Annotated in this window: 16 protein-coding genes; 9 read left to right on the top strand and 7 right to left on the bottom strand. The window is 66.1% G+C overall.

All coding sequences use genetic code 11. The features are described 5' to 3' along the window. The first annotated feature begins 94 nt into the window (after positions 1–94). Positions 95–1,735, top strand: coding sequence for an acyl-CoA synthetase (locus tag ACFFJ7_RS14080; protein WP_166952256.1), 1,641 nt, complete (start codon positions 95–97; stop codon positions 1,733–1,735). Between the two features lie 170 nt (positions 1,736–1,905). Here ACFFJ7_RS14080 and hemP read toward each other — a convergent pair whose 3' ends face one another. Then, positions 1,906–2,130 (bottom strand): hemin uptake protein HemP, encoded by a 225-nt coding sequence (hemP, locus tag ACFFJ7_RS14075; RefSeq protein ID WP_166952259.1) that lies wholly within the window; start codon positions 2,128–2,130, stop codon positions 1,906–1,908. 220 nt (positions 2,131–2,350) lie between these two features. Here hemP and ACFFJ7_RS14070 point away from each other — a divergent pair, with 220 nt between their 5' ends. Next, entirely contained in the window at positions 2,351–4,504 is a 2,154-nt protein-coding gene (locus ACFFJ7_RS14070) for a TonB-dependent hemoglobin/transferrin/lactoferrin family receptor (RefSeq protein WP_377593115.1), read from the top strand. Positions 4,505–4,726: 222 nt separating this feature from the next. Beyond that, positions 4,727–5,758, top strand: coding sequence for an Lnb N-terminal periplasmic domain-containing protein (locus tag ACFFJ7_RS14065; protein ID WP_377593113.1), 1,032 nt, complete (start codon positions 4,727–4,729; stop codon positions 5,756–5,758). Positions 5,759–5,814: 56 nt separating this feature from the next. Here the strand turns inward: ACFFJ7_RS14065 and ACFFJ7_RS14060 are convergent, their stop codons facing one another. Both ACFFJ7_RS14060 and ACFFJ7_RS14055 read right to left on the bottom strand, forming a co-directional pair. Then, positions 5,815–6,381, bottom strand: coding sequence for a helix-turn-helix domain-containing protein (locus ACFFJ7_RS14060; RefSeq protein WP_377593111.1), 567 nt, complete (start codon positions 6,379–6,381; stop codon positions 5,815–5,817). 331 nt (positions 6,382–6,712) lie between these two features. Further along, positions 6,713–7,207, bottom strand: a complete 495-nt coding sequence (locus tag ACFFJ7_RS14055; RefSeq protein WP_377593108.1) for a hypothetical protein — start codon at positions 7,205–7,207, stop codon at positions 6,713–6,715. A 504-nt stretch (positions 7,208–7,711) separates the two neighbouring features. Between ACFFJ7_RS14055 and ACFFJ7_RS14050 the strand changes: the two genes are divergently transcribed. Genes ACFFJ7_RS14050 through ACFFJ7_RS14035 form a run of 4 tightly spaced genes read left to right on the top strand, consistent with a single transcriptional unit; the run spans position 7,712 to position 11,828 of the window. Continuing rightward, positions 7,712–8,755, top strand: coding sequence for a S1C family serine protease (locus ACFFJ7_RS14050; RefSeq protein ID WP_377593106.1), 1,044 nt, complete (start codon positions 7,712–7,714; stop codon positions 8,753–8,755). A gap of 19 nt (positions 8,756–8,774) precedes the next feature. Further along, the gene (locus tag ACFFJ7_RS14045; protein ID WP_446686881.1) at positions 8,775–9,809 is read left to right on the top strand and encodes an AAA family ATPase; all 1,035 of its coding nucleotides are present in this window, start codon (positions 8,775–8,777) and stop codon (positions 9,807–9,809) included. Continuing rightward, the gene (locus ACFFJ7_RS14040) at positions 9,784–10,758 is read left to right on the top strand and encodes a DUF58 domain-containing protein (RefSeq protein WP_377593104.1); all 975 of its coding nucleotides are present in this window, start codon (positions 9,784–9,786) and stop codon (positions 10,756–10,758) included. The genes ACFFJ7_RS14045 and ACFFJ7_RS14040 overlap by 26 nt, the downstream gene beginning before the upstream one ends. After that, positions 10,755–11,828: a VWA domain-containing protein gene (locus tag ACFFJ7_RS14035; protein ID WP_377593102.1), complete on the top strand. Its 1,074-nt coding sequence runs from the start codon at positions 10,755–10,757 to the stop codon at positions 11,826–11,828. Before ACFFJ7_RS14040 ends, ACFFJ7_RS14035 begins: the two co-directional genes overlap by 4 nt. A gap of 69 nt (positions 11,829–11,897) precedes the next feature. On the opposite strand, the gene ACFFJ7_RS14030 is transcribed toward ACFFJ7_RS14035, so the two are convergent. Both ACFFJ7_RS14030 and ACFFJ7_RS14025 read right to left on the bottom strand, forming a co-directional pair. Next, complete coding sequence (locus tag ACFFJ7_RS14030) at positions 11,898–12,920, bottom strand: DUF3095 family protein (protein WP_377593100.1); 1,023 nt, start codon at positions 12,918–12,920, stop codon at positions 11,898–11,900. Positions 12,921–13,104: 184 nt separating this feature from the next. Beyond that, complete coding sequence (locus tag ACFFJ7_RS14025; protein WP_377593098.1) at positions 13,105–13,653, bottom strand: cupin domain-containing protein; 549 nt, start codon at positions 13,651–13,653, stop codon at positions 13,105–13,107. Between the two features lie 172 nt (positions 13,654–13,825). On the opposite strand from ACFFJ7_RS14025, the gene aptA reads away from it, so the two are divergent. Further along, the gene (gene aptA / locus ACFFJ7_RS14020) at positions 13,826–15,163 is read left to right on the top strand and encodes an omega-aminotransferase AptA (protein WP_377593095.1); all 1,338 of its coding nucleotides are present in this window, start codon (positions 13,826–13,828) and stop codon (positions 15,161–15,163) included. 99 nt (positions 15,164–15,262) lie between these two features. Here aptA and ACFFJ7_RS14015 read toward each other — a convergent pair whose 3' ends face one another. Further along, positions 15,263–16,534 (bottom strand): MFS transporter, encoded by a 1,272-nt coding sequence (locus ACFFJ7_RS14015; RefSeq protein ID WP_166952289.1) that lies wholly within the window; start codon positions 16,532–16,534, stop codon positions 15,263–15,265. Positions 16,535–16,895: 361 nt separating this feature from the next. Here ACFFJ7_RS14015 and ACFFJ7_RS14010 point away from each other — a divergent pair, with 361 nt between their 5' ends. Then, positions 16,896–18,071 (top strand): glycerophosphodiester phosphodiesterase, encoded by a 1,176-nt coding sequence (locus tag ACFFJ7_RS14010; RefSeq protein WP_377593093.1) that lies wholly within the window; start codon positions 16,896–16,898, stop codon positions 18,069–18,071. 93 nt (positions 18,072–18,164) lie between these two features. Here the strand turns inward: ACFFJ7_RS14010 and ACFFJ7_RS14005 are convergent, their stop codons facing one another. Further along, complete coding sequence (locus tag ACFFJ7_RS14005) at positions 18,165–19,502, bottom strand: dicarboxylate/amino acid:cation symporter (protein WP_377593378.1); 1,338 nt, start codon at positions 19,500–19,502, stop codon at positions 18,165–18,167. Positions 19,503–19,626 lie beyond the last annotated feature (124 nt).

Here is a 19,626-nt window from a genome sequence, read left to right as displayed (position 1 = left end):
CCGCGGCACGCATCCGGCATACGGCTGTCGAACTTTCGGCCAAATGACGCCGGCGTGCCGATGTGCATAATCGCGGCCATCAGGAGGAAACTTCATGACCAGTCCCTACGCGACAGACCTCGACAAGAACCCGGCCAACTACCAGCCGCTGACGCCCATTTCCTATCTGGAACGCGCAGCGAAGGTGTTCCCTTCCCAGGTGGCGATCATCCACGGCGCATCGCGCTGGACGTACAGCGAGTTCTGGCGCCGTTCGCTCCGGCTCGCCTCGGCGCTCGCGAAGCTCGGCATCGGCAAGGGTGACACCGTGTCGGTGATGCTGTCCAACACGCCGCCCATGCTGGAAGCGCACTTCGGCGTGCCGATGGTCAAGGCCGTGCTGCACTCGCTCAACACGCGCCTCGACGCGCCGATTCTCGCCTTCCAGCTCGACCATGCCGAATCGAAGGTGCTCATTGTCGACCGCGAGTTCTCGCGCGTGGTGAAAGAGGCGCTCGCGCTCGCCAGCGTGAAGCCGCTGGTGATCGACTTCGACGATCCCGAATACGGCGACGACGCGCCCTATCCCAGGCACGAGCGCATCGGCACCCTCGACTACGAAGAGTTCGTGGCCTCCGGCGACGAGGATTTCGTGTGGTCGCGGCCCGATGACGAATGGGATGCCATCGCCCTCAATTATACCTCGGGCACCACGGGCAATCCCAAGGGTGTGGTCTACCATCACCGCGGCGCAGCGCTGATGGCCTATACCAACACGATCCATGCTGGCATGGGGCGGTACTCCGTCTATCTGTGGACGCTGCCGATGTTCCACTGCAACGGCTGGTGCTTCCCGTGGACGCTGGCGCTGACGGCCGGCACGCACGTATGCCTGCGCTGGGTGCGGGCAAAGGCGATCTATGCAGCCATCGCCGACCACGGCGTCACGCACTTGTGCGGCGCGCCTATCGTCATGTCCGCGCTGCTCAACGTGCCCTCCGCTGACAAGCGGACATTCCCGCAGACGGTGACTTTCAACACCGCCGCCGCGCCGCCGCCGGAATCGGTGCTGGCCGGCATGGCGGACGCCGGCTTCGCCGTCACCCATCTCTACGGGCTGACCGAAACCTACGGCCCCTCCGTCGTCAACGAATGGCAGCCGGAATGGGACGAACTGGACAAGGAAGCGCGCGCCGCGAAGAAGGCGCGCCAGGGCGTGCGCTACGCCGCCCTCGAAGACCTTGCGGTGATCGACCCCGTCACGATGGAGAGGGTGCCCGCCGACGGCGAGACCATCGGCGAGGTGATGTTCCGCGGCAACATCGTCATGAAGGGCTATCTCAAGAACCGGCCCGCCACCGAGGAAGCGTTCGAAGGTGGCTGGTTCCATTCCGGCGACCTCGGCGTGATGTACCCGGACGGCTATGTCCAGCTCAAGGACCGCTCGAAGGACATCATCATCTCCGGTGGCGAGAACATCTCCTCCATCGAGGTCGAGGACGCGATCTACAGGCACCCCGCCGTCTCCTCCTGCGCGGTGGTGGCCCGGCCCGACGAGAAATGGGGCGAGACGCCCATCGCCTACGTGGACCTGAAGCCCGGCGAGACGGTGACGGAAGAGGACATCATCGCGCATTGCCGCAAGCACCTGGCACACTTCAAGTGCCCGCGCACCGTGATCTTCACGGAGATCCCGAAAACCTCGACGGGCAAGATCCAGAAGTACCGGCTGCGGGAAATCGCGAAGGAACTCTGACGCACGATCCCGAAAAGATCATGCGTCGGTAACAAGACAGGGCGGCGGTGAGGCTCCGGTTCTCCGTCCGCCGCTCGATGCCGTGAGACAGGGCCGGATAGCCGCCGGCCCGGAAACCGCCGGCGATGCGCCGGGCGCCCGGCAGACACGCTTGCGCCTGCGTGCGCTGCTCACTTCGTCAGGATGAGCTTGCCGCGCGATGTGATGCGCAGCCTGTACCGCTCTCCGTTGTGAACCAGAAGAACTTCCCGGGCATCTCCCATGATGTCGCGCAAATCCCGTTCGGCGGGCGGATCGGGCTGCGGCACAGGTTGCGGCCCGTGCGGCTGCCGCGCCGCAAGAACATCGTCTTCATGCTCCGCCTCAAGCTTAATGCCGGCTTCTTCTCTGGTCATTTTATCTATAACATTTCCATTCTACGAGCTTCTGCAATGTTTGTTTGGATATTTTTATTATAAGAATTCCAAACAAATCGCGTGTAATTGACTTAGCTATTGCATAACAATAAACGATATATTTGACGAGGTCATCGCAAGCCAGCGTGGATTCCGCTCCGCCAGCCAGCCGCCCCGCACAACCTCAATCAACAATCCCTTCATCAAGAAGGCCTTGCCGATGGCTTCACCCGTTTTCATGCTGCGCGTTGCCGCAGTTTCCCTGCTTGCGACCGTGTCGATGGCCGCCCTGTCCGTGCGGGCCGACGCGCAGACGAACGCCTCCCGCAACACCTCCGGAGCGGCCGCCCCCGCTGCCGCCGTGGACGAACAGGACGTCGGTACGCCGCTCGTGCTCGATACCGTGACGGTGGTGGCGACACGCACCCGCGAGCGCCTTGTCGATACGCTCGCCGGTGCCAGCGTGGTGACGCGCGACGACATCGCCCTGCAGCAGTCCGGCTCGGTCAGCGAGCTGCTGCGCAACGTGCCGGGCGTCACCGTGCAGCTTTCCCAGGACGACCCGGCGCAGGCCATCAACATCCGCGGCCTGCAGGACTTCGGCCGCGTGAACGTGCTCGTCGACGGTGCGCGGCAGAACTTCCAGACCAGCGGCCACGGCGCCAACGGTGTTTTCTATCTGGACCCGGAACTGATCGGCAGCGTGGATATCGTCCGCGGACCGGTCTCAAACATCTACGGTTCGGGCGCCATCGGCGGTGTGGCGTCGTTCACCACCCGCGGCATCGACGACCTTCTGCGCGAGAACGAACGCTACGGCGCGGAGCAGAAGACGGGCTACGGCTCCAACGGCTCGGGCTTCCTGAGCAGCACAGCCGGCGGGTTCCGCATCGGCACGGCGGCGGATGTCTACGGCCAGTTCGTGTTCCGCGACAAGCGCCCCTACAACGACGGCGACGGCAACCGCATCGACAGGACCGGCTCCGACCTCTCCGCCGGCCTGTTCAAGTTCAACGTGCGCCCGGCGGAGGGCCACACCGTCTCGGGCACCGCGCTCTATCAGGATTACACGTTCGAGAACGGCAGCTCGACGGTGTTCAGGAGTCACGTCACCAGCGGCACCTACACGCTGGGCTACACGTTCTCCCGCCCGGACGTTCCGTGGCTCGACCTGTCCGTGCGCGGCTACTACGCCGCGACGAAGAACGAGCAGCGGATCCTCTCGCCGAGTTCCACCTTCCAGCAGTTCGACGCGGATGCGGGATCGCGGCGCACGTTCGACCTCGGGACATACGGCATCGACATCCACAACACCGCCCGTTTCTCGACCGGCCCGATCGACCACGCGCTGACATTCGGCGTCGACGGCGTGTGGGACGATGTGACGGTCACCGATCAGGCCGGCGGCTTCGGTTCGGCCTTCACGCCGGGCGGCAAGCGCAACCTCTTCGGCGGCTTCATCCAGGACGAGCTGCGCTACAACGACTGGCTGCGCGTCATCGGTGCCCTGCGTTTCGATTCCTACGATCTCGACGGGAACGGGTTCAGCAGCAGCGGCGACAGGGTTTCGCCCAAGATCACCGTCGGCGTGACGCCCGTGCAGGGCATCGAACTCTATGCCACTTACGCCGAAGGCTACAGGGCGCCATCGATCAGCGAAACGCTCATCAGCGGCACGCACCCCTTCCCGGCGTTCGACATCCTGCCCAACCCGGACCTGAAGCCCGAAACGGCGCACAATATCGAGGGCGGCGTCAATATCTCCTATGACGACGTGCTGAAGACCGGCGACAAGGTGCGCGGCAAGATCAACGTCTACCGTAACGACGTCGACGATTACATCGATATGGTCGATGTGGGCGCCCCGCAGCTCACGCCCGTGATTCCCGGCATGCCGGCAAGCGTGTGCCGCTACTCGCCACGGCTGTGCATCCCGCTGTACGACCAGCAGTACCAGAACATCGCCAAGGCCAGGCTTGAGGGCGCGGAACTGGAGGCGGCCTACGACTGGGGCGGCGGCTTCATCACGCTCGCGGCCGCGCGGACGAACGGCAAGAACCGCACGGAAAACCTCCCGCTCGCATCGGCACCGCCCGCCCGGATCGGCTCCACCGTCGGCCTGCGCTTCTTCGACGACAAGCTCACCGTCGGCGCGCGCTGGACATACTTTGCGGCCAAGAAAAGCGGATCGACGCCCAGCGAGGCCTACCATCTCGTCGACGTGTTCGCCTCCTATGCGTACAACGAGAACGTCCGGGCGGACTTCTCCGTCCAGAACCTGTTCGACCAGCAATACACCGAGTATCGCCACTCCCAGGCAGGCGCCGGCCTGACCGCCAAGGGCGCGCTGACGGTCAGGTTCGCCTCGTACTGACCGCCATCCGGCTGGTGCGGCGTCCGAAAAACCGCTTCCCCTCGGACGCGGACAGCCGCACTCGCCGGAGACGCTTGCCGGAAGGATCTGCCGGAAGGATCCGCCGGCGATGGACATGTCACGAAAATGGCTTCAAATGTCTGTACGGCGAATGTCTGCACCGCATGAGCCGTGCCGACGTCCGGGAGACGGGGGCGCAGCGCGCAGCAACAGGGGAACCCGATGGGATTGCTGGCCCGAACCGCCAATATCGCGCTCGGCGTGCTCGTCACGGCAGCGAGCCTTTATGGCGCGCTGGCAATCCATTACTGGCTTCCGTGGCCTGAGTGGCTGCGGAGTGCGGGTAGCTGGCTGTTCCCCATCGCCATCCTCGCCCTGTGGTTCGCTCCCGGCGCGTGGCGCCGGTCCCGGCGGGCGGCTGCGCTGGGGAGCATCGCGCTTCTCACGGCCGCCTTTCTCGCCAAGGAGCCCGTCGAGCGTGACTGGGTCGATCTCCAGAGCAGGACCGCCCACGCCGTCATCGAGGGAAACCGCGCGACCATCTTCAATTTCAGGGACGCGGTCCATCGTCCCGGCGAGGAGTCGGACGTGCGCTGGACCACGGCCACCTTCGATCTCTCGCAGCTCGACGGCGTTGACCTGATCATCCAGCCCTTCGGCGCGGTGAAGGCGCTGGCGCACGTCATGCTGTCCTTCGGCTTTGCGGATGGACGGCATGTCGTCGTGTCGATGGAGGCACGGCGCGTCAAAGGCGGCCGGTTCGATCCGCTCGCCGGCCTTTTCCGGCACGAACAGCTCTTCGCCGAACTCGCGACCGAGCGCGATCTGCTCTGGCAGCGGCTCGCCCGGACGCCTCCCGACGAGCTTCAAATCTACCCCATGCACGCGAGCCCGGAGGCCATTCGCGCGTATTTCACCCGCCTGCTGACGTTCGTCAACGAGCTTCACGAGCGCCCGCGCTTCTATTCGACGCTCCGCGAAAGCTGCATGACCACGCTCATGAACCTCGCTCCGGATAGCTTCCTGCCCGTTCCGTGGCATGACGTGCGGCGGTGGGTTCCCGGCTATGCGCTGAGCCTGTTCCAGCAACTGGGGCTGGTGGACGACGGCATGCCGGCGGCGGAGCTGCGCGACATGCACCGGGTGCGCGACGGCGTTCCGCCGCCGTGGAATTTTTCCTCCGACGAGGTCTGGAGCGCCAACCTGCGGAACGGCCTTCCCGGCAGCCGGAAGATTGGGGCGGCCGGCATCTGACACCTGCCGCGCAGGCGGGCCGCTTCCCGGCGGGCCGTGCGCATCGCGAAGCGATGTTATCGCTGCCTTCGAAGGTCCGTCGGCGTCACGCCCCAGGCCTGTCTCATCGTCGCCGTCAGATGGCTGTTGCTGGAGAATCCGCACGCCTTCGCCACCTCGGCCAGCGGCATGAACGTGTCGATGATCAACTTGCGGGCGCGGGCCAGACGGCAGGCGACCACATACCGATGCGGAGAGTTCCCCGTGCTTTCCCTGAACGCCCGTGCGAAGTGGCTGGACGACAGCCGGGCAACGGCCGCCATGCGCTGCAGCGACAGGGCCTCGCCCAGATGGCTGTGTATGAAGTCATTGACCCGCCGCCACGTGCCCGGCGACAGCCCGCCGCTGAACTGGCTAGGCCCCGGATCCTTCACGGACGGATGCTTGCGCAGCAGATGGACGGAGAAGATGGCGATGAACGAATCGGCGCACGCTTCACCGGCGGGATCGTCCTTATCCACCCCGCTGGCGACCAGCCGGGCGAGTGCCTGCGCCCGGTCGTCGGCGCGGCCTGGCCCGGGCAGACGAAGCTCGAAGGTGCCCTCGTTGAACTCCCCGTCCGGCATGTCGTTCAGAAGTCGCACCGATCGCCCTTTCCCGATGTGAACGTCAGCGCACCGGTTGACTGTCAGTATATAATCGTCAGAAAATGACAGTTGCAGTCGTGGCGTCGGACACCCCGTCTACCGGCCGCGCAGCCCGGTTTCCCGGCCATCCGCGTGCGAAAGAGGATACTGCCCAGCCGGAACCGATAAAGCCTGCGGCTCTGACATCACTTGTCAGGATTCCCGCACAAAGGCGATCCGTCGGCCGCCCGGATGAACGGCAGCCCATTGTCATGAAACAATCGTGTTGTCGAAAACGCGCCTGTTTCTGCGCGGAAGGTCGGCCGGCGATCTCGCCGGAGGCGACGAACTACGCCGCGTCCTTGTTGACGGTGTTGCTCTGGCTGGTCGGTCCCGAGGGCTCGGACGCCCTGCCGAAGGCAACCGGGTACAGCTCCGCCATTCCGGCGATCGCATCGGGTGCCGGGGTAAAGTCCCTGAAGGCCATGCGCGCGATGTCGTTCAGTGTATCGGTCTGGAAGCCGTTGCCAAGGATGCCGGGACCGTCGTCCTCGCCGCCGGGTACGTGGAACGGTTCCAGATCGGTGAAGTGCGTTTCGTCGGTCAGCGCAAGACGGAAGATTGCGTTCTGGTCGTCCTCGACGAGTTCAAATGTCAGATTGGTCGCGGCCGAAAACAGCGCCAGCGCCTCGGCGACCCGGCTTTTCTGGTAGGCGCTCCATTCGGCGGTTTTATACCCGGCGCTGCCGGCGGCCGTGCTTTCCGGCACGAGGGCGTAGGTCACGTGGCTGCTGGAGAGCTTCGTCTCCCAGTCACTCCCCTCCAACAGATTGAAATCCGCCATAGCCGCCTCACATCGGTTACGATCTCGCTGCGGGGGGCGCCCCCCGCCGGAACAGGGGATGGAAGGAAGAAAAAGCCTTCTCCGCCAAGCGCTACAGCGGCCACTAGTTGAAGAAGGGGCAACTCCTGTCAACAAAAGGCGGGCCGAACAAGCTGGAGGCCGCGCTTTTTTGATCCGATTATGTCAATTTGATCGTTCTTTGACAGTAAGATGGCAAACCGGATTCGGCGGTCGCTTTCATGTCATGTGGCCCGGCGACGGGCTCCGGTCAATCGCTCAGACCCGCCTTCTCCGACGAGACGACAGCATGCCCGAAAATGATTGAATAAACAGCACGCTGTTCAAAAAACACGCATGTAACGCGCCTCTCACATTTAGGAGAGCACTGCGCAAATTGCGGTATTTTCTATTGGCAGAGGAGCCTTTCGACTCTAGCTTACTTGTATTGCGCTCATACGACGCATTCAGGGCACCCGACTTTCAGAGCGATAAGGGGACCCGGCCATGAAAAGGCGACCGATCTATAGCAAATCCGGCAAGCCGCGCGGCGTGGGCAGCATGCCGTGGGCCGCGCCTGGAAACGTGGAGCCGGCCTATGTCGCGCCTCCCGATGATGAAGGCCCGGCGCTGCGGCAGCTTCTGGCGGCGTGGTGGGCCAGGCTTTACGGCCGCCATCAGGGCAAGCTGCTGGTGACTGTCAGCGTGGCGACGACGCTGGCGCTGGTCGGCCTCTATCATGCCTTGCAACCGCCGGCGCAACGTCTCACCCAGCGGCAACTGAATGCGGCAGTCAATTTCGCGCTGGATGAGCGGCCGCGCCCGCCATCGGCGAGTTCGGTAGCCTATGCCAGGATCATCGGCGCGGTGGTGCAGGTGAACGGCTTCGATCCGGAAGACGAGAAGCCGGAGGACGAGAAGCCAAAGAACGAGGCCGGGCGCGGCGAGGCTCCGCGGGCGGACGCTCCGCCCGCTCCGGACACGAAGGAAGACGCGGGCGGGGATTTCCACGAGAAGTTCACCGCCATCGGCACAGGTGTCGTCATCGATGATCAGGGCACGATCCTGACCAATCTGCACGTTGCCCGCGGCGGCCCGCGGCTCCGGGTCACGTTCCGGGACGGCACGGAATCGGAGGCGACGATCGTCGGCGCCCAGCCGGAAAACGATCTGGCGGTCATCCGCCCCTCCACCCTGCCCGACGATCTCATGCCGGCGACGCTGGCCTCCACCGCCAATCTGCGGCCCGGCGACGATGTGGTGGCCGTGGGCTTTCCCTTCGGCATCGGGCCGTCGGCCTCCGCCGGGGTGGTCTCCGGCCTAAGGCGGCAGTTCGCCGGGAGGGACGGGCGAACGATCACCAATCTCATCCAGTTCGACGCCGCAGCCAACCCCGGCAACTCCGGCGGGCCGCTGGTCAACGCGGACGGCGAGGTGGTGGGTATCGTCACCGCCATTCTGAACCCTTCCGGCGCGCGGACCTTCGTCGGCATCGGCTTTGCCGTGCCTATCGAGAACGCCGCCTCGGCACTCGGAGAATCCCCGCTGTAGAACAGGACCGGCAGGAACCATGAATCAATCCGCCTTGCATCAACCCGCCATGACCTCCGCCCCGCAGGCCGCCTCCCAGATGGAGCAGATCCTGTACGAGGTGAAAAAGGTCGTCGTCGGCCAGGACCATTTCCTGGAGCGCGTGCTGGTGGCCCTTCTGGCCGGGGGGCACCTGCTGGTCGAAGGCGTGCCGGGCCTCGCCAAGACGCTCACCGTCAACACGCTGGCGCAGGCGATCCAGGGCACGTTCAGGCGCATCCAGTTCACGCCGGACCTCGTGCCGGCCGATCTGGTGGGGACCCGCATCTATAACCAGAAGACGGGCGATTTCTCCACCTCGCTCGGCCCGGTCTTCGCCAACCTGCTGCTGGCCGACGAGATCAACCGCGCCCCGGCGAAAGTGCAGAGCGCCCTGCTCGAAGTGATGCAGGAGCGGCAGGTGACGATCGCCGGCGAAACCCGCAAGGTACCCGATCCGTTCGTGGTCATGGCCACGCAGAACCCGATCGAGACCGAGGGCACCTATCCCCTGCCCGAGGCGCAGGTCGACCGCTTCATGATGAAGGTTCTGGTGGGCTATCCCAGCGAGGAGGAGGAGTTCGTCATCGTCTCGCGCGTCACCGGCGCCGCGCAGGCCGTGGCGCCGGTCGCCGACACCCGGCAATTGCTCGCGCTGCAGGCCCGCTGTCGCACGCTCTATGTCGATCCGTCCCTCATCCAGTTCGCGGTGCGGGTTGTGTCGGCGACCCGCGACCCGGGTAAGGCCGGCCTCCGCGACCTGGGCCGGCTGATCCTCTACGGCGCCTCCCCGCGCGCGACCATCAACATGATCGCGGCGGGACGGGCGCTCGCCTTTCTCCGCGGCCGCGACTACGTGCTGCCCGAGGACGTGGTCGACGTGACGGCCGACGTGCTGCGCCACCGCATCGTTCTGTCCTACGAAGCGCTTTCCGAATCCGTCTCCGCCGACGAGATCGTTTCCCGGATCCTGAAGGCCGTTCCGGCTCCCGAAAAACCGTTGGAGGCCCATGTCCGCGTCGCCGCATCAAGCTGAACCGGTCCTGCGCCGGCTGGAATGGACGGTGATCCGGCGGCTCGACGGGCTGCTGCAGGGCGATTACCGCACGCTGTTCCGCGGCTTCGGGCTCGATCTGGCGGACCTGCGCGAATATCAGGCCTATGACGACGTGCGCCACATCGACTGGAACGTGACGGCACGCACGCAGGTGCCGCATGTACGTGTGTTCAACGAGGACCGCGAGGTCACGGCCTGGTTTCTGCTCGACCTCAGCCCTTCGGTGGATTTCGGCTCGGGCGAGGTCAGCAAGCGGCAGGTTCTGTGCGAGTTCACGGCCGTGCTCGCACGGCTCTTCACCCGGCAGGGCAACAGGGTCGGAGCGATCCTCTACAACGGCGTCGACGATTTCATCGTCCCGCCGCGCAGCGGCAGGCGGCACGTGCTGCATCTGCTCGACAGGACTCTGGCCCATCCACGCCTGCCGCGCGCGCCCGGGACCGATCTCGGCGCGTTCCTCGGCCGGGCGCTGGCGGCGATCGGGCGGCGGTCGCTGATCTTCGTCGTGTCCGACTTCATTTCCCGGCCCGGCTGGGAAGCGGCGTTGAATCAGCTGAGCCGGCGCCACGAGGGGGTGGCGGTGCGGCTGCTCGATCCGCTGGAAACGGCCCTGCCCGACATCGGAATTCTGGTTTTTCAGGATGCCGAAAGCGGCGAACAGGTGGTCGTCGACACCGGCGACCGGGGTTTTCGCAGGCGCTTCGCGGCCGAGGCGGCACGGGCGGAAGAAGACCTGCTCGACGCCTTCTCGAATGCCGGGACGGACGTTCTGGAGCTTTCCACCGGCGACGATCTGACGGACGCGATCCTGCGTTTCGCCGACCTGCGCAAGGCGCGGACGCGGCTCGGCGGCGGGATGCCCGCGCATCCGGCTGCACGCGGCACGGGAACCGAAGCGGGCAACGAACCGAACGGGGTGATGCCATGACGTTCATCTGGATGGAAATGCTCTGGCTGCTGTTGCTGGTTCCGATCCTGATCGGGCTCTATGTCCTGATGCTGCGGCGGCGGAAACGCACAGCCGTCCGCTATGCCAGCCTCGCCATGGTCAAGCAGGCTCTGGGCAAGGGGCCGGGCTGGCGCCGTCATCTGCCGCCCGCCCTGCTGCTCATCGCCATTGCCGTGCTGATTCTGGCGGTGGCGCGGCCCGCGGCGGTGGTGACGCTCGCATCCTCGCGCGCCACCATCATTCTGGCCGTGGATGTATCCGGCTCGATGCGCGCGGCGGATGTCCCGCCGTCGCGCATCGTCGCAGCCCGGAATGCCGCAAGACAGTTCATCGCCGATCAGCCGGCGGACGTGCAGATCGGAGTCGTCGCCTTCGCCTCGGCGGCCTATCTGGTGCAGACGCCCACCATCGATCGCACGGCGTTATATCAGGCCATCGATCGCTTCCAGACGCGGCGCGGCACGGCGGTGGGGGCGGGCGTGCTGACATCGCTCGCCACGATCTTCCCGGACGAGGACTTCGAAACCCTCCAGAACGATCCCCGGCCGGGCGCGCCGGCGGGCGACGCCCGGCCGCCCGGCTACCGGAGCCTGCCACTGGACGGGCAGACCGCCGCCGAGGAAAAACCCGAGCACATTCCCGTGGAGCCGGGGTCGTACCGGAACGCCGTGGTGATCCTTCTCAGTGACGGCGCCACCACCACGGGCCCCGATCCGATCCAGGCCGGGCAGACCGCAGCCGACTATGGCGTGCGGGTCTTCACCGTGGGCTTCGGCTCGCCGTCCGGCGATGTGGTGGACTATGAAGGGCGCCGGATGCGTACCCAGCCCGACATCGAGACGCTGAAAACCATAGCACGCACCACCGACGCGCAGTTCTTCGAGGCGCAATCGTCCGACGACCTGACACGGGTCTACAAATCGCTGTCGGCCAAGCTCGTCAGCGAGAAGAAACTGACAGAAATCTCGTTCATCTTCGCCGGCATCGGCGCCCTGTTCTCCTTGCTTGCCGGCACCCTGTCGTTGCTCTGGTTCGGCCGCGTGGCCTGAACGGCCCGGCCGCGACGTCATGCCGGGCGCGGGCGCGGAGCAGGCGGTAGCGGCGACCCGTCTCTCCGTTCAATGGCGCCTGCCGGCCTTCAGCATGTCCGCTGCCCTGGCGTATCCGCCATCCATGCCATCCAGAAAATGCCGGTGCGCCGCCGGATCGGTGGACGGCACCAGGCAGGTCATCAGCGCGTGCGTCTGGCGGTGCGCGCCGTATCTCACCTGCCCCCGCGCCGCTGCATCCCGAAGCAACTCCTCCACCGCGTCCGCCTGCGCTTGCGAACAGTCGAGCGTGAGACGCAGGAGGTCGTCGTACTTCCTGAAGTCGGAGTTCGAGGCTATGCTCAGCCATTCCTCGGCGGCGACGCGCCTGTCCCCATCCTTCAACGCGGGAACCGTTTCCGGCAGCGGATGGCCGCGACGCGGGTCCACCGCGAACACGGCGAGGATGCGGCGCGCCAGAGCGGCGAATACATCGCCGGCCGTGTTGTCGAGCGGCTCCACCAGCAGCGACAGGATCGTGCCGTTCCGGTTCGGAATCGGCGTCCACTCGCATGACAGTCCGGTCAAGTCCGGCCTTGGCGTCGCCGCATCCGGGACGATGGCATAGTGCCCGCTCTTCAGCTCGGCTTCCGCCCATTTGAGCCCGCCGCCCGCGAACATGGAATAGGTCGCACGGGCCGATGCCGCATAGCGCGCTATCCTGACGTCGTGGCCGTTGGCGCGGATATCGCTCACGGGAATCAGCCCACCCCTCAGGAGCAGGCCGAAATCCGATTGTGCCGAGGCGACGACCTGCGCCAACGCGCGGGTGGCGGCCACGCGCTCGCCGTCCGGCACGGCGAAGGCCGCGCCGTCGCCGGAAAACGTGAAGGGGAAGTCGTAGTTTCCCAGTATGTTGCCGATGGCGGCGATCACCGATACGCCGGCGACGTTGACATCCTGATACGCGCCCCGCCGGATGGCGGCAGTCGAGTCGACCACATCCGTGATGCCGATCAGCCAGTCGTCGGGAACCGCGTCATAGGCCGCGAAGTCGAGAATGCTGTCGAAGTCGTCATAGGTTCTCACCTGCCGGGTCGCCGTTTCATCCATCGCCGCCTCCATGATGCGCGCAGCCGCCGGGGATCAATCCGCCCGGCAAGGTCTCACAGCCCGGCTTGCATGTTGCCCTTGAGCGGTTCGCATTCAAGTCGATCCATCGAATTGCAAGTCGATCCATCGAATTGAATGCAGGTTGCGGTAAAATACAAAATCTGGAGCGCACGGTCCCACTCCGTCAGAACGTCGGCGGCGTACAGGCGCTCACGACCTCGCAGGGGACCGGGCCAACGCAGCGGAAGCGGTGCGGGCGCCGGCTCTCGAAATAATAGGCGTCGCCGGGGCCTAGAATCCGCCGTTCGCCGTCCACCGTCACCTCAAGCCGCCCGCTCAGGATGACCCCTCCTTCCTCGCCGTCGTGTACGAGCGGGATTACGCCGGTATCGGCGCCGGGCTGGTAACGTTCCTTGAGGATCTGCAGGGCGCGGCCGAACAGGTTCTCGCCGACCTGCCGGTAGGAGATCGGCCCCTTGCCGATCTCGACCATCTCGTCCTCGCAGTAGAAAGCCTTTTTCGGCGCTGCCGGCTGCAGGGCGAAGAAATCCGCGAGGCTGATCGGAATGCCGTCGAGAATGCGCTTCAGGGCGCCCACGGACGGATTGCTCGTATTCGATTCGATCAGCGAGATAGTGGAATTCGTCACGCCCACGCGCCTGGCGAGTTCCCGCTGCGACAGATTGTGAAGCTGGCGCACGTAGCGCAGCCGGCCGCCGAGATCCTCGATCAACGTCCGATCCCCGTCCAGGTGTTGCAGCCGTTGCGCATATCGCAACAGTCCGCCGAAACGGACCATATATTTCAATATGTTGGCAATCAACAGAAAAGGACTTGTTGGCTATTTCCAGGCATGGTTACGCTGGTCGCAGGTGCCAGAGGGATACCTGCAAGAGGAGAGCATCATGAGCGATACCGCCCGCCCCAATACGCCGTCGCTTGACAGCTACTGGATGCCGTTCACCGCCAACCGGCAGTTCAAGAAGGCGCCGCGCCTTCTAGCCGCGGCCGAGGGAATGCACTACACCACGGACGACGGCCGCCGCGTGCTGGACGGCACCGCCGGTCTGTGGTGCGTCAACGCCGGGCACGGCCGCCGGCAGATCACGGCGGCGGTGGAGCGGCAGTTGTCCACGCTCGACTACGCGCCATCGTTCCAGATGGGCCACCCGATCGCCTTTGAATTCGCGGAACGCCTCGCCGCCATCGCCCCCGGCGGACCGGAAGCGAAGCTCGACCGGGTGTTCTACACCGGCTCGGGCTCGGAATCGGTCGATACGGCGCTGAAGATCGCCATCGCCTACCAGCGCGCCATCGGCCAGGGCACGCGCACGCGCGTCATCGGCCGGGAGCGCGGCTATCACGGCGTCGGCTTCGGCGGCATCTCGGTCGGCGGGCTGGTCAACAACAGGCGCGTGTTCCCGCTGCTGCCGGGCACCGACCACCTGCGCCACACGCACGATCCCGACCGCAACGCCTTCACCCGCGGCCTGCCCGAGCATGGCGCCGAGCTTGCCGACGATCTGGAGCGGCTCGTCGCGCTGCACGGCGCCGAGACCATCGCAGCCGTCATCGTCGAGCCGGTCGCGGGCTCGACCGGCGTGCTGCTGCCGCCGAAGGGCTATCTGGAGCGGCTGCGCGAGATCGCGACACGGCACGGCATCCTGCTCATCTTCGACGAGGTGATCAGCGGCTTCGGCCGGCTCGGCACGCCCTTCGCCACCGACTATTTCGGCGTGACGCCGGACATCGTGACGACCGCCAAGGGCCTGACCAACGGCACCATCCCGATGGGCGCCGTCTTCGTGAAGCGGGACGTGCACGACGCGCTCATGACCGGCCCGGAAGCCGCCATCGAGCTTTTCCACGGCTACACCTACTCCGGCCACCCCGTCGCCTGCGCCGCCGGCCTCGCCACGCTCGACGTCTACGCCGGCGAGGGACTGCTGACGCGCGGCGCGGCGCTGGCGCAGGAATGGGAAGACGCGATCTTCACCCTGAAGGATGCGCCCAACGTCATCGACATCCGCACCATCGGCCTCGTCGCGGGCATCGAGCTTGCCTCCCGGCCCGGCGCCGCAGGCGCGCGCGCCTATGACGTATTCCTGGACTGCTTCCACAAGGGCCTGCTGATCCGCGTCACAGGCGACATCATCGCCCTGTCGCCGCCGCTGATCGTCGAGCGTGAGCAGATCGGCGAAATCGTCTCCGTCCTCGGCGACGCTCTCGCCAGCGCCGGGTGACCGTCGCACCGGGATAGAGGAAAACGCCGGCAGGCCGGCAGGCGCGACGCGGCGGAAACGGGGAGAGGCCCGTGCCCGCCGGATGTCCGCGCGAACGCGCTATGCGGCAGCCGGCGCTCGCCGCATGGCGCGTTCGCTGTCGCCGAGGGCGACGACCAGCAGCGAAGCGATAACCGCGAGGGCGACGGAGGCGATCCAGAGAACGCCATAGCCGCCGCTTCCGTCGAAGACCGCGCCCCCTGCCCATGCGCCGGCCGCCGCGCCCACCGCATGGCCCGCCGAGAGCACGCCCATCGACAGGCCGAGCCGGCCGATCCCCAGCCGGCTCGCGAGATAGCTCGCCGTGACCGGAACGGTCGAGTAGTCGAACAGGCCGAACAGGACCGCGAAGACGATGAGCATCGGATAGTTGCCGGCCACGAACATCAGCAGGACGAAGGCGGCGGCGCGCGCCATGTAGATGATGGCCAGAAGTTGCGGGCGGTGCATGCGGTCCGACAGCCAGCCGGCGGCGATCATGCCGGTGAGGTTCAGCGCGGAGAGCACGCCATACGCGGTGGCGCTCGGCAGCGGGCCGAAGCCACACAGCGCGGCATAGGGCATGAGGTGGGTTTCGATGACGCCCGTCGTGGTGAAGCCGCAGATGGCGAAGCTCCAGAACACGGCATGGTAGACCGGGCTTCGGACGAGCGCGCCGAGATCGTCGCGGATGTTCCTGTGCTCGCCCGCGCGGCCGTTGTAGGCATTGCGGGGCGCCGCACCCCCGGGCGCGCGCAGGGTGAACCACGTCACGGGAATGAGCAGGAAGCAGGCAACCGCGAGCAACTGGAAGGACAGGCGCCATTCGCCGCTCTGCATGAAATAGGCAAGGACGGGCATCAGCAGAAGCTGGCCAGCCGTCGATCCGGCCGCGCCGATGCCGACAGCGAGGCCTCGGCGCTGCACGACCCGCTGCGCGATGGCGGCGGCGACGACGTGCTGGGCGATGGTACCGAAGCCGATGGAGGCGACGCCGGCAAAGCCGAGGGGCAGCAGCCATGCCCCGGCATCCGGGCGGGCGGCAGCGACGAGCACGACGCCGGTGCCGACCGCCGCCAGGCCGCCCATCAGGAGCGCGCGGGAACCGCGGCGGTCCACCAGCCCGCCCGCGAAGGGCGCCACCGTCGCCATGACCAGCAATGCCACGGCGGCGATGCCGGAGATGAAGCCGCGCGTCCAGCCGAACTCGGCCTGCCACACCGGCATGGCGAGCGACAGCGATCCCCGCACGGTGAACGCCAGCGCGAGCGTCATGAAGCCGAGGGCGACGACGCCCCAGGCATCCGCATTCCTGCCCCTTGCATCCGCGCCGGCGCCGGTCTCGCTGTTCATTGACGTTTCTCTCCCCCGGCCCTGTATCCGGCCGGTATCAGGTGGTCTCGACGGCGCGCGCGAATGCGGCGAAGGCCGTCTCGACGCGCCTGAAATAGGTGAATTTCCCGACCCGCAGCGGACGCAGGAAGCCCGCCCCGGTCAATATCTTCAGATGGACGGACGCCGCTCTCGCGTTCGAAATTGCTTCAAAACAAAGAGATAGACCATTTTGCGTTTCAACGAAACGTAGAACATGCATCGGGTTGCCATGCTTTGAACAACGGCTGCGCCTGCGGGCCCGACGTCATCAGCCGGACGTCGCCCAGGCTTATCGTCGCCCGCATGGATCCGCCAATCCGCCCCATCACGAGGACAGACGATGAAGACTTCCGCCAATCTGAAAACCGCTGCGCTGGTCGCGGCCTGCCTGCACAGCGTGTTCGGGTTGCCGGGCGCTGCGAGCGCCGCCGAAGGCTACCGCTGGGAAAGCGCGGCTGACGCCGACTGGCCGCCGCAGCCCACGGTGATCGCGCATCGCGGCGCATCCGCACTGCGGCCGGAGCACACGCTCGCCGCCTATCTCAAGGCGATCGAGGACGGCGCGGACGTCATCGAGCCCGATCTGGTCATCACGAAGGACGGCGTTCTCGTTGCCCGCCACGAGAACGCCATCGCCATCCTCAACGCCGACGGCAGCGTGAAGGAGGCGACCACCAACGTCGCCGACCTGCCGCAGTTCGCCGACCGCAAGACCACCAAAACCATCGACGGCGCCGCGATCACCGGCTGGTTCGTCGAGGACTTCACCCTCGCCGAACTCAAGACCCTGCGCGCCCGTGAGCGCATCCCCGCGATCCGTCCGGCCAACACGCAGTTCAACGACCAGTTCGAAGTCCCGACCTTCCAGGAGGTCATCGATCTCGCCCGCACCGAGTCGCAGAAGCGCGGCCGCACCATCGGCGTCGCCCCGGAGACGAAGCACCCGACCTTCTTCAGGAGCATCGGCCTGCCGCTGGAGAAGCCGCTCGTCGACATCCTGAACAGGAACGGCCTGAACAACAAGGCGGCGCCGGTCATCGTGCAGTCGTTCGAGGTCGGCAACCTGAAGGACCTGCGGACGCAGACGCCCGTGCGCCTCGCCCAGCTCATCGACAGCGAGGGCCGTCCCTACGATTTCATCGCGCAGGGCGACAAGGAAAAGCGCTCCTACGACGACCTCATCACCGACGCCGGCCTGAAGGAAATCAAAACCTACGCCGACATGCTGGCGCCCTACAAGACGCTGATCGTTCCCGTCGTCGACGGCAAGCACGGCGAGCCGACCGGCCTCGCGCAGCGCTCCCACGCGGCGGGCCTGCCCGTGGTCATCTGGACGCTGCGGCCGGAGAACAACTTCCTGCCCGCAGCCTTCCGGAAGGAGCCGCTCAACGACAAGACGGCGCGCGGCGACAGCATCGGCGAGATCACCGTCTATCTCAAGGCCGGCGTCAACGCGATCTTCTCGGACGACTCCGCCGTCGCCCGCGCGGCGGTGGACGCCTTCCGGAAGCAGTGACGGCCGGCACCACCGCTCCCGCAAAAGCAAGTGGCCTGCCGATGCCGGCAGGCCACAGGTTACAGCGGAATAGCCGGCGGACCGCCGGAACGATCACTCCCCGGCGCGCGGGACGGCCGGTGCGGGCTGCTCCTGAATAACGGGAGCCGGCGCGCCGCCGAGCGCCGCCGCAAGCTTCTCGGGGTCAAGCTCGCGCTCCCAGCGCGCGACCACGATGCAGGCGACAGCATTGCCGACGAGGTTCGTCAGCGCCCGGCATTCGGACATGAAGCGGTCGACGCCCAGAATGAGCGCCATGCCGGCGACGGGAACCGCCGGCACCACGGACAGCGTCGCCGCCAGCGTGATGAAGCCCGCGCCCGTGATGCCTGCCGCACCCTTGGAGCTGAGCATCGCCACGAGCAGCAGCAGGATCTGGTCGCTGAGCGAGAGCGGAATATCCATCGCCTGCGCGATGAAGAGGGCGGCGAGCGTCATGTAGATGTTCGTGCCGTCCAGATTGAAGGAATAGCCGGTGGGGATGACGAGCCCCACGACGGAGCGCGTGCAGCCCGCCCGTTCGAGCTTTTCCATCAGCGTCGGCAGCGCGGCCTCGGACGAACTCGTGCCGAGCACGAGCAGCAGCTCTTCCCTGATGTAGCGGATGAGGGCGAGGATGGAGAAGCCGTTGTAGCGCGCCACCGCCCCGAGGACGACCAGCACGAACAGCAGCGAGGTCAGGTAGAAGGTGCCGACGAGCATCGCCAGATTGACGACCGACTCGATGCCGTACTTGCCGATGGTGAAGGCCATGGCGCCGAAGGCGCCGATGGGCGCGGCCTTCATCAGGAGCGATACCAGCCGGAAGATCGGGAAGGTCAGCGACTGCAGGAAGTGCAGCACCGGCTCGCCCTTCTTGCCGACCATGCCGAGCGCGATGCCGAACAGCACGGAGAAGAACAGCACCTGCAGGATGTCGCCAGACGCGAAGGCGCCGACGATCGTCGAGGGAATGATGCCCATCAGGAAGCCGACGAGGCTCTGTTCATGGGCCTTCTCGGCATAGGTCGCGACGGCCTTGGCGTCGAGCGAGGCCGGGTCGATGTGCATGCCGCTGCCGGGGTGGACGACGTTGGCGATGACCAGGCCGACGATGAGCGCCAGCGTCGAGAAGGTCAGGAAGTAGAGCATCGCCTTGCCAGCGACCCGGCCGACCTTCTGGAGGTCGGACATGCCCGCGATACCGGTCGAAACCGTGAGGAAGATCACCGGCGCGATGATCATCTTGACGAGCTTGATGAACGCATCGCCGAACGGCTTCATCGCCGCGCCGATTTCGGGAGAGAAATGGCCCAGGGCGATGCCCACGGCGATGGCGACCAGAACCTGAACGTAGAGATGGCCGTAGAACGGAACTTTCGTCTTGCGCGCGGCCGGCGCGGCAATCTGGATCGGACTCACAGATTTCCTCCTGTTTTATCTTGGGGTGACAGCGACAGAAAGCTTGCCCTTCCTTCCAACCGGAGCAGAACGCTGTCCCTGCGTGGCACGGGAGGGCCAAAGCAAATTTCGCGCC

The sequence above is a fragment of the Pseudochelatococcus lubricantis genome, assembly GCF_042432495.1.
Lineage (GTDB): Bacteria > Pseudomonadota > Alphaproteobacteria > Rhizobiales > Beijerinckiaceae > Pseudochelatococcus > Pseudochelatococcus lubricantis.
Note: the sequence above shows the minus strand (reverse complement) of the source record. Positions and strands in the feature narration are given on the sequence as shown.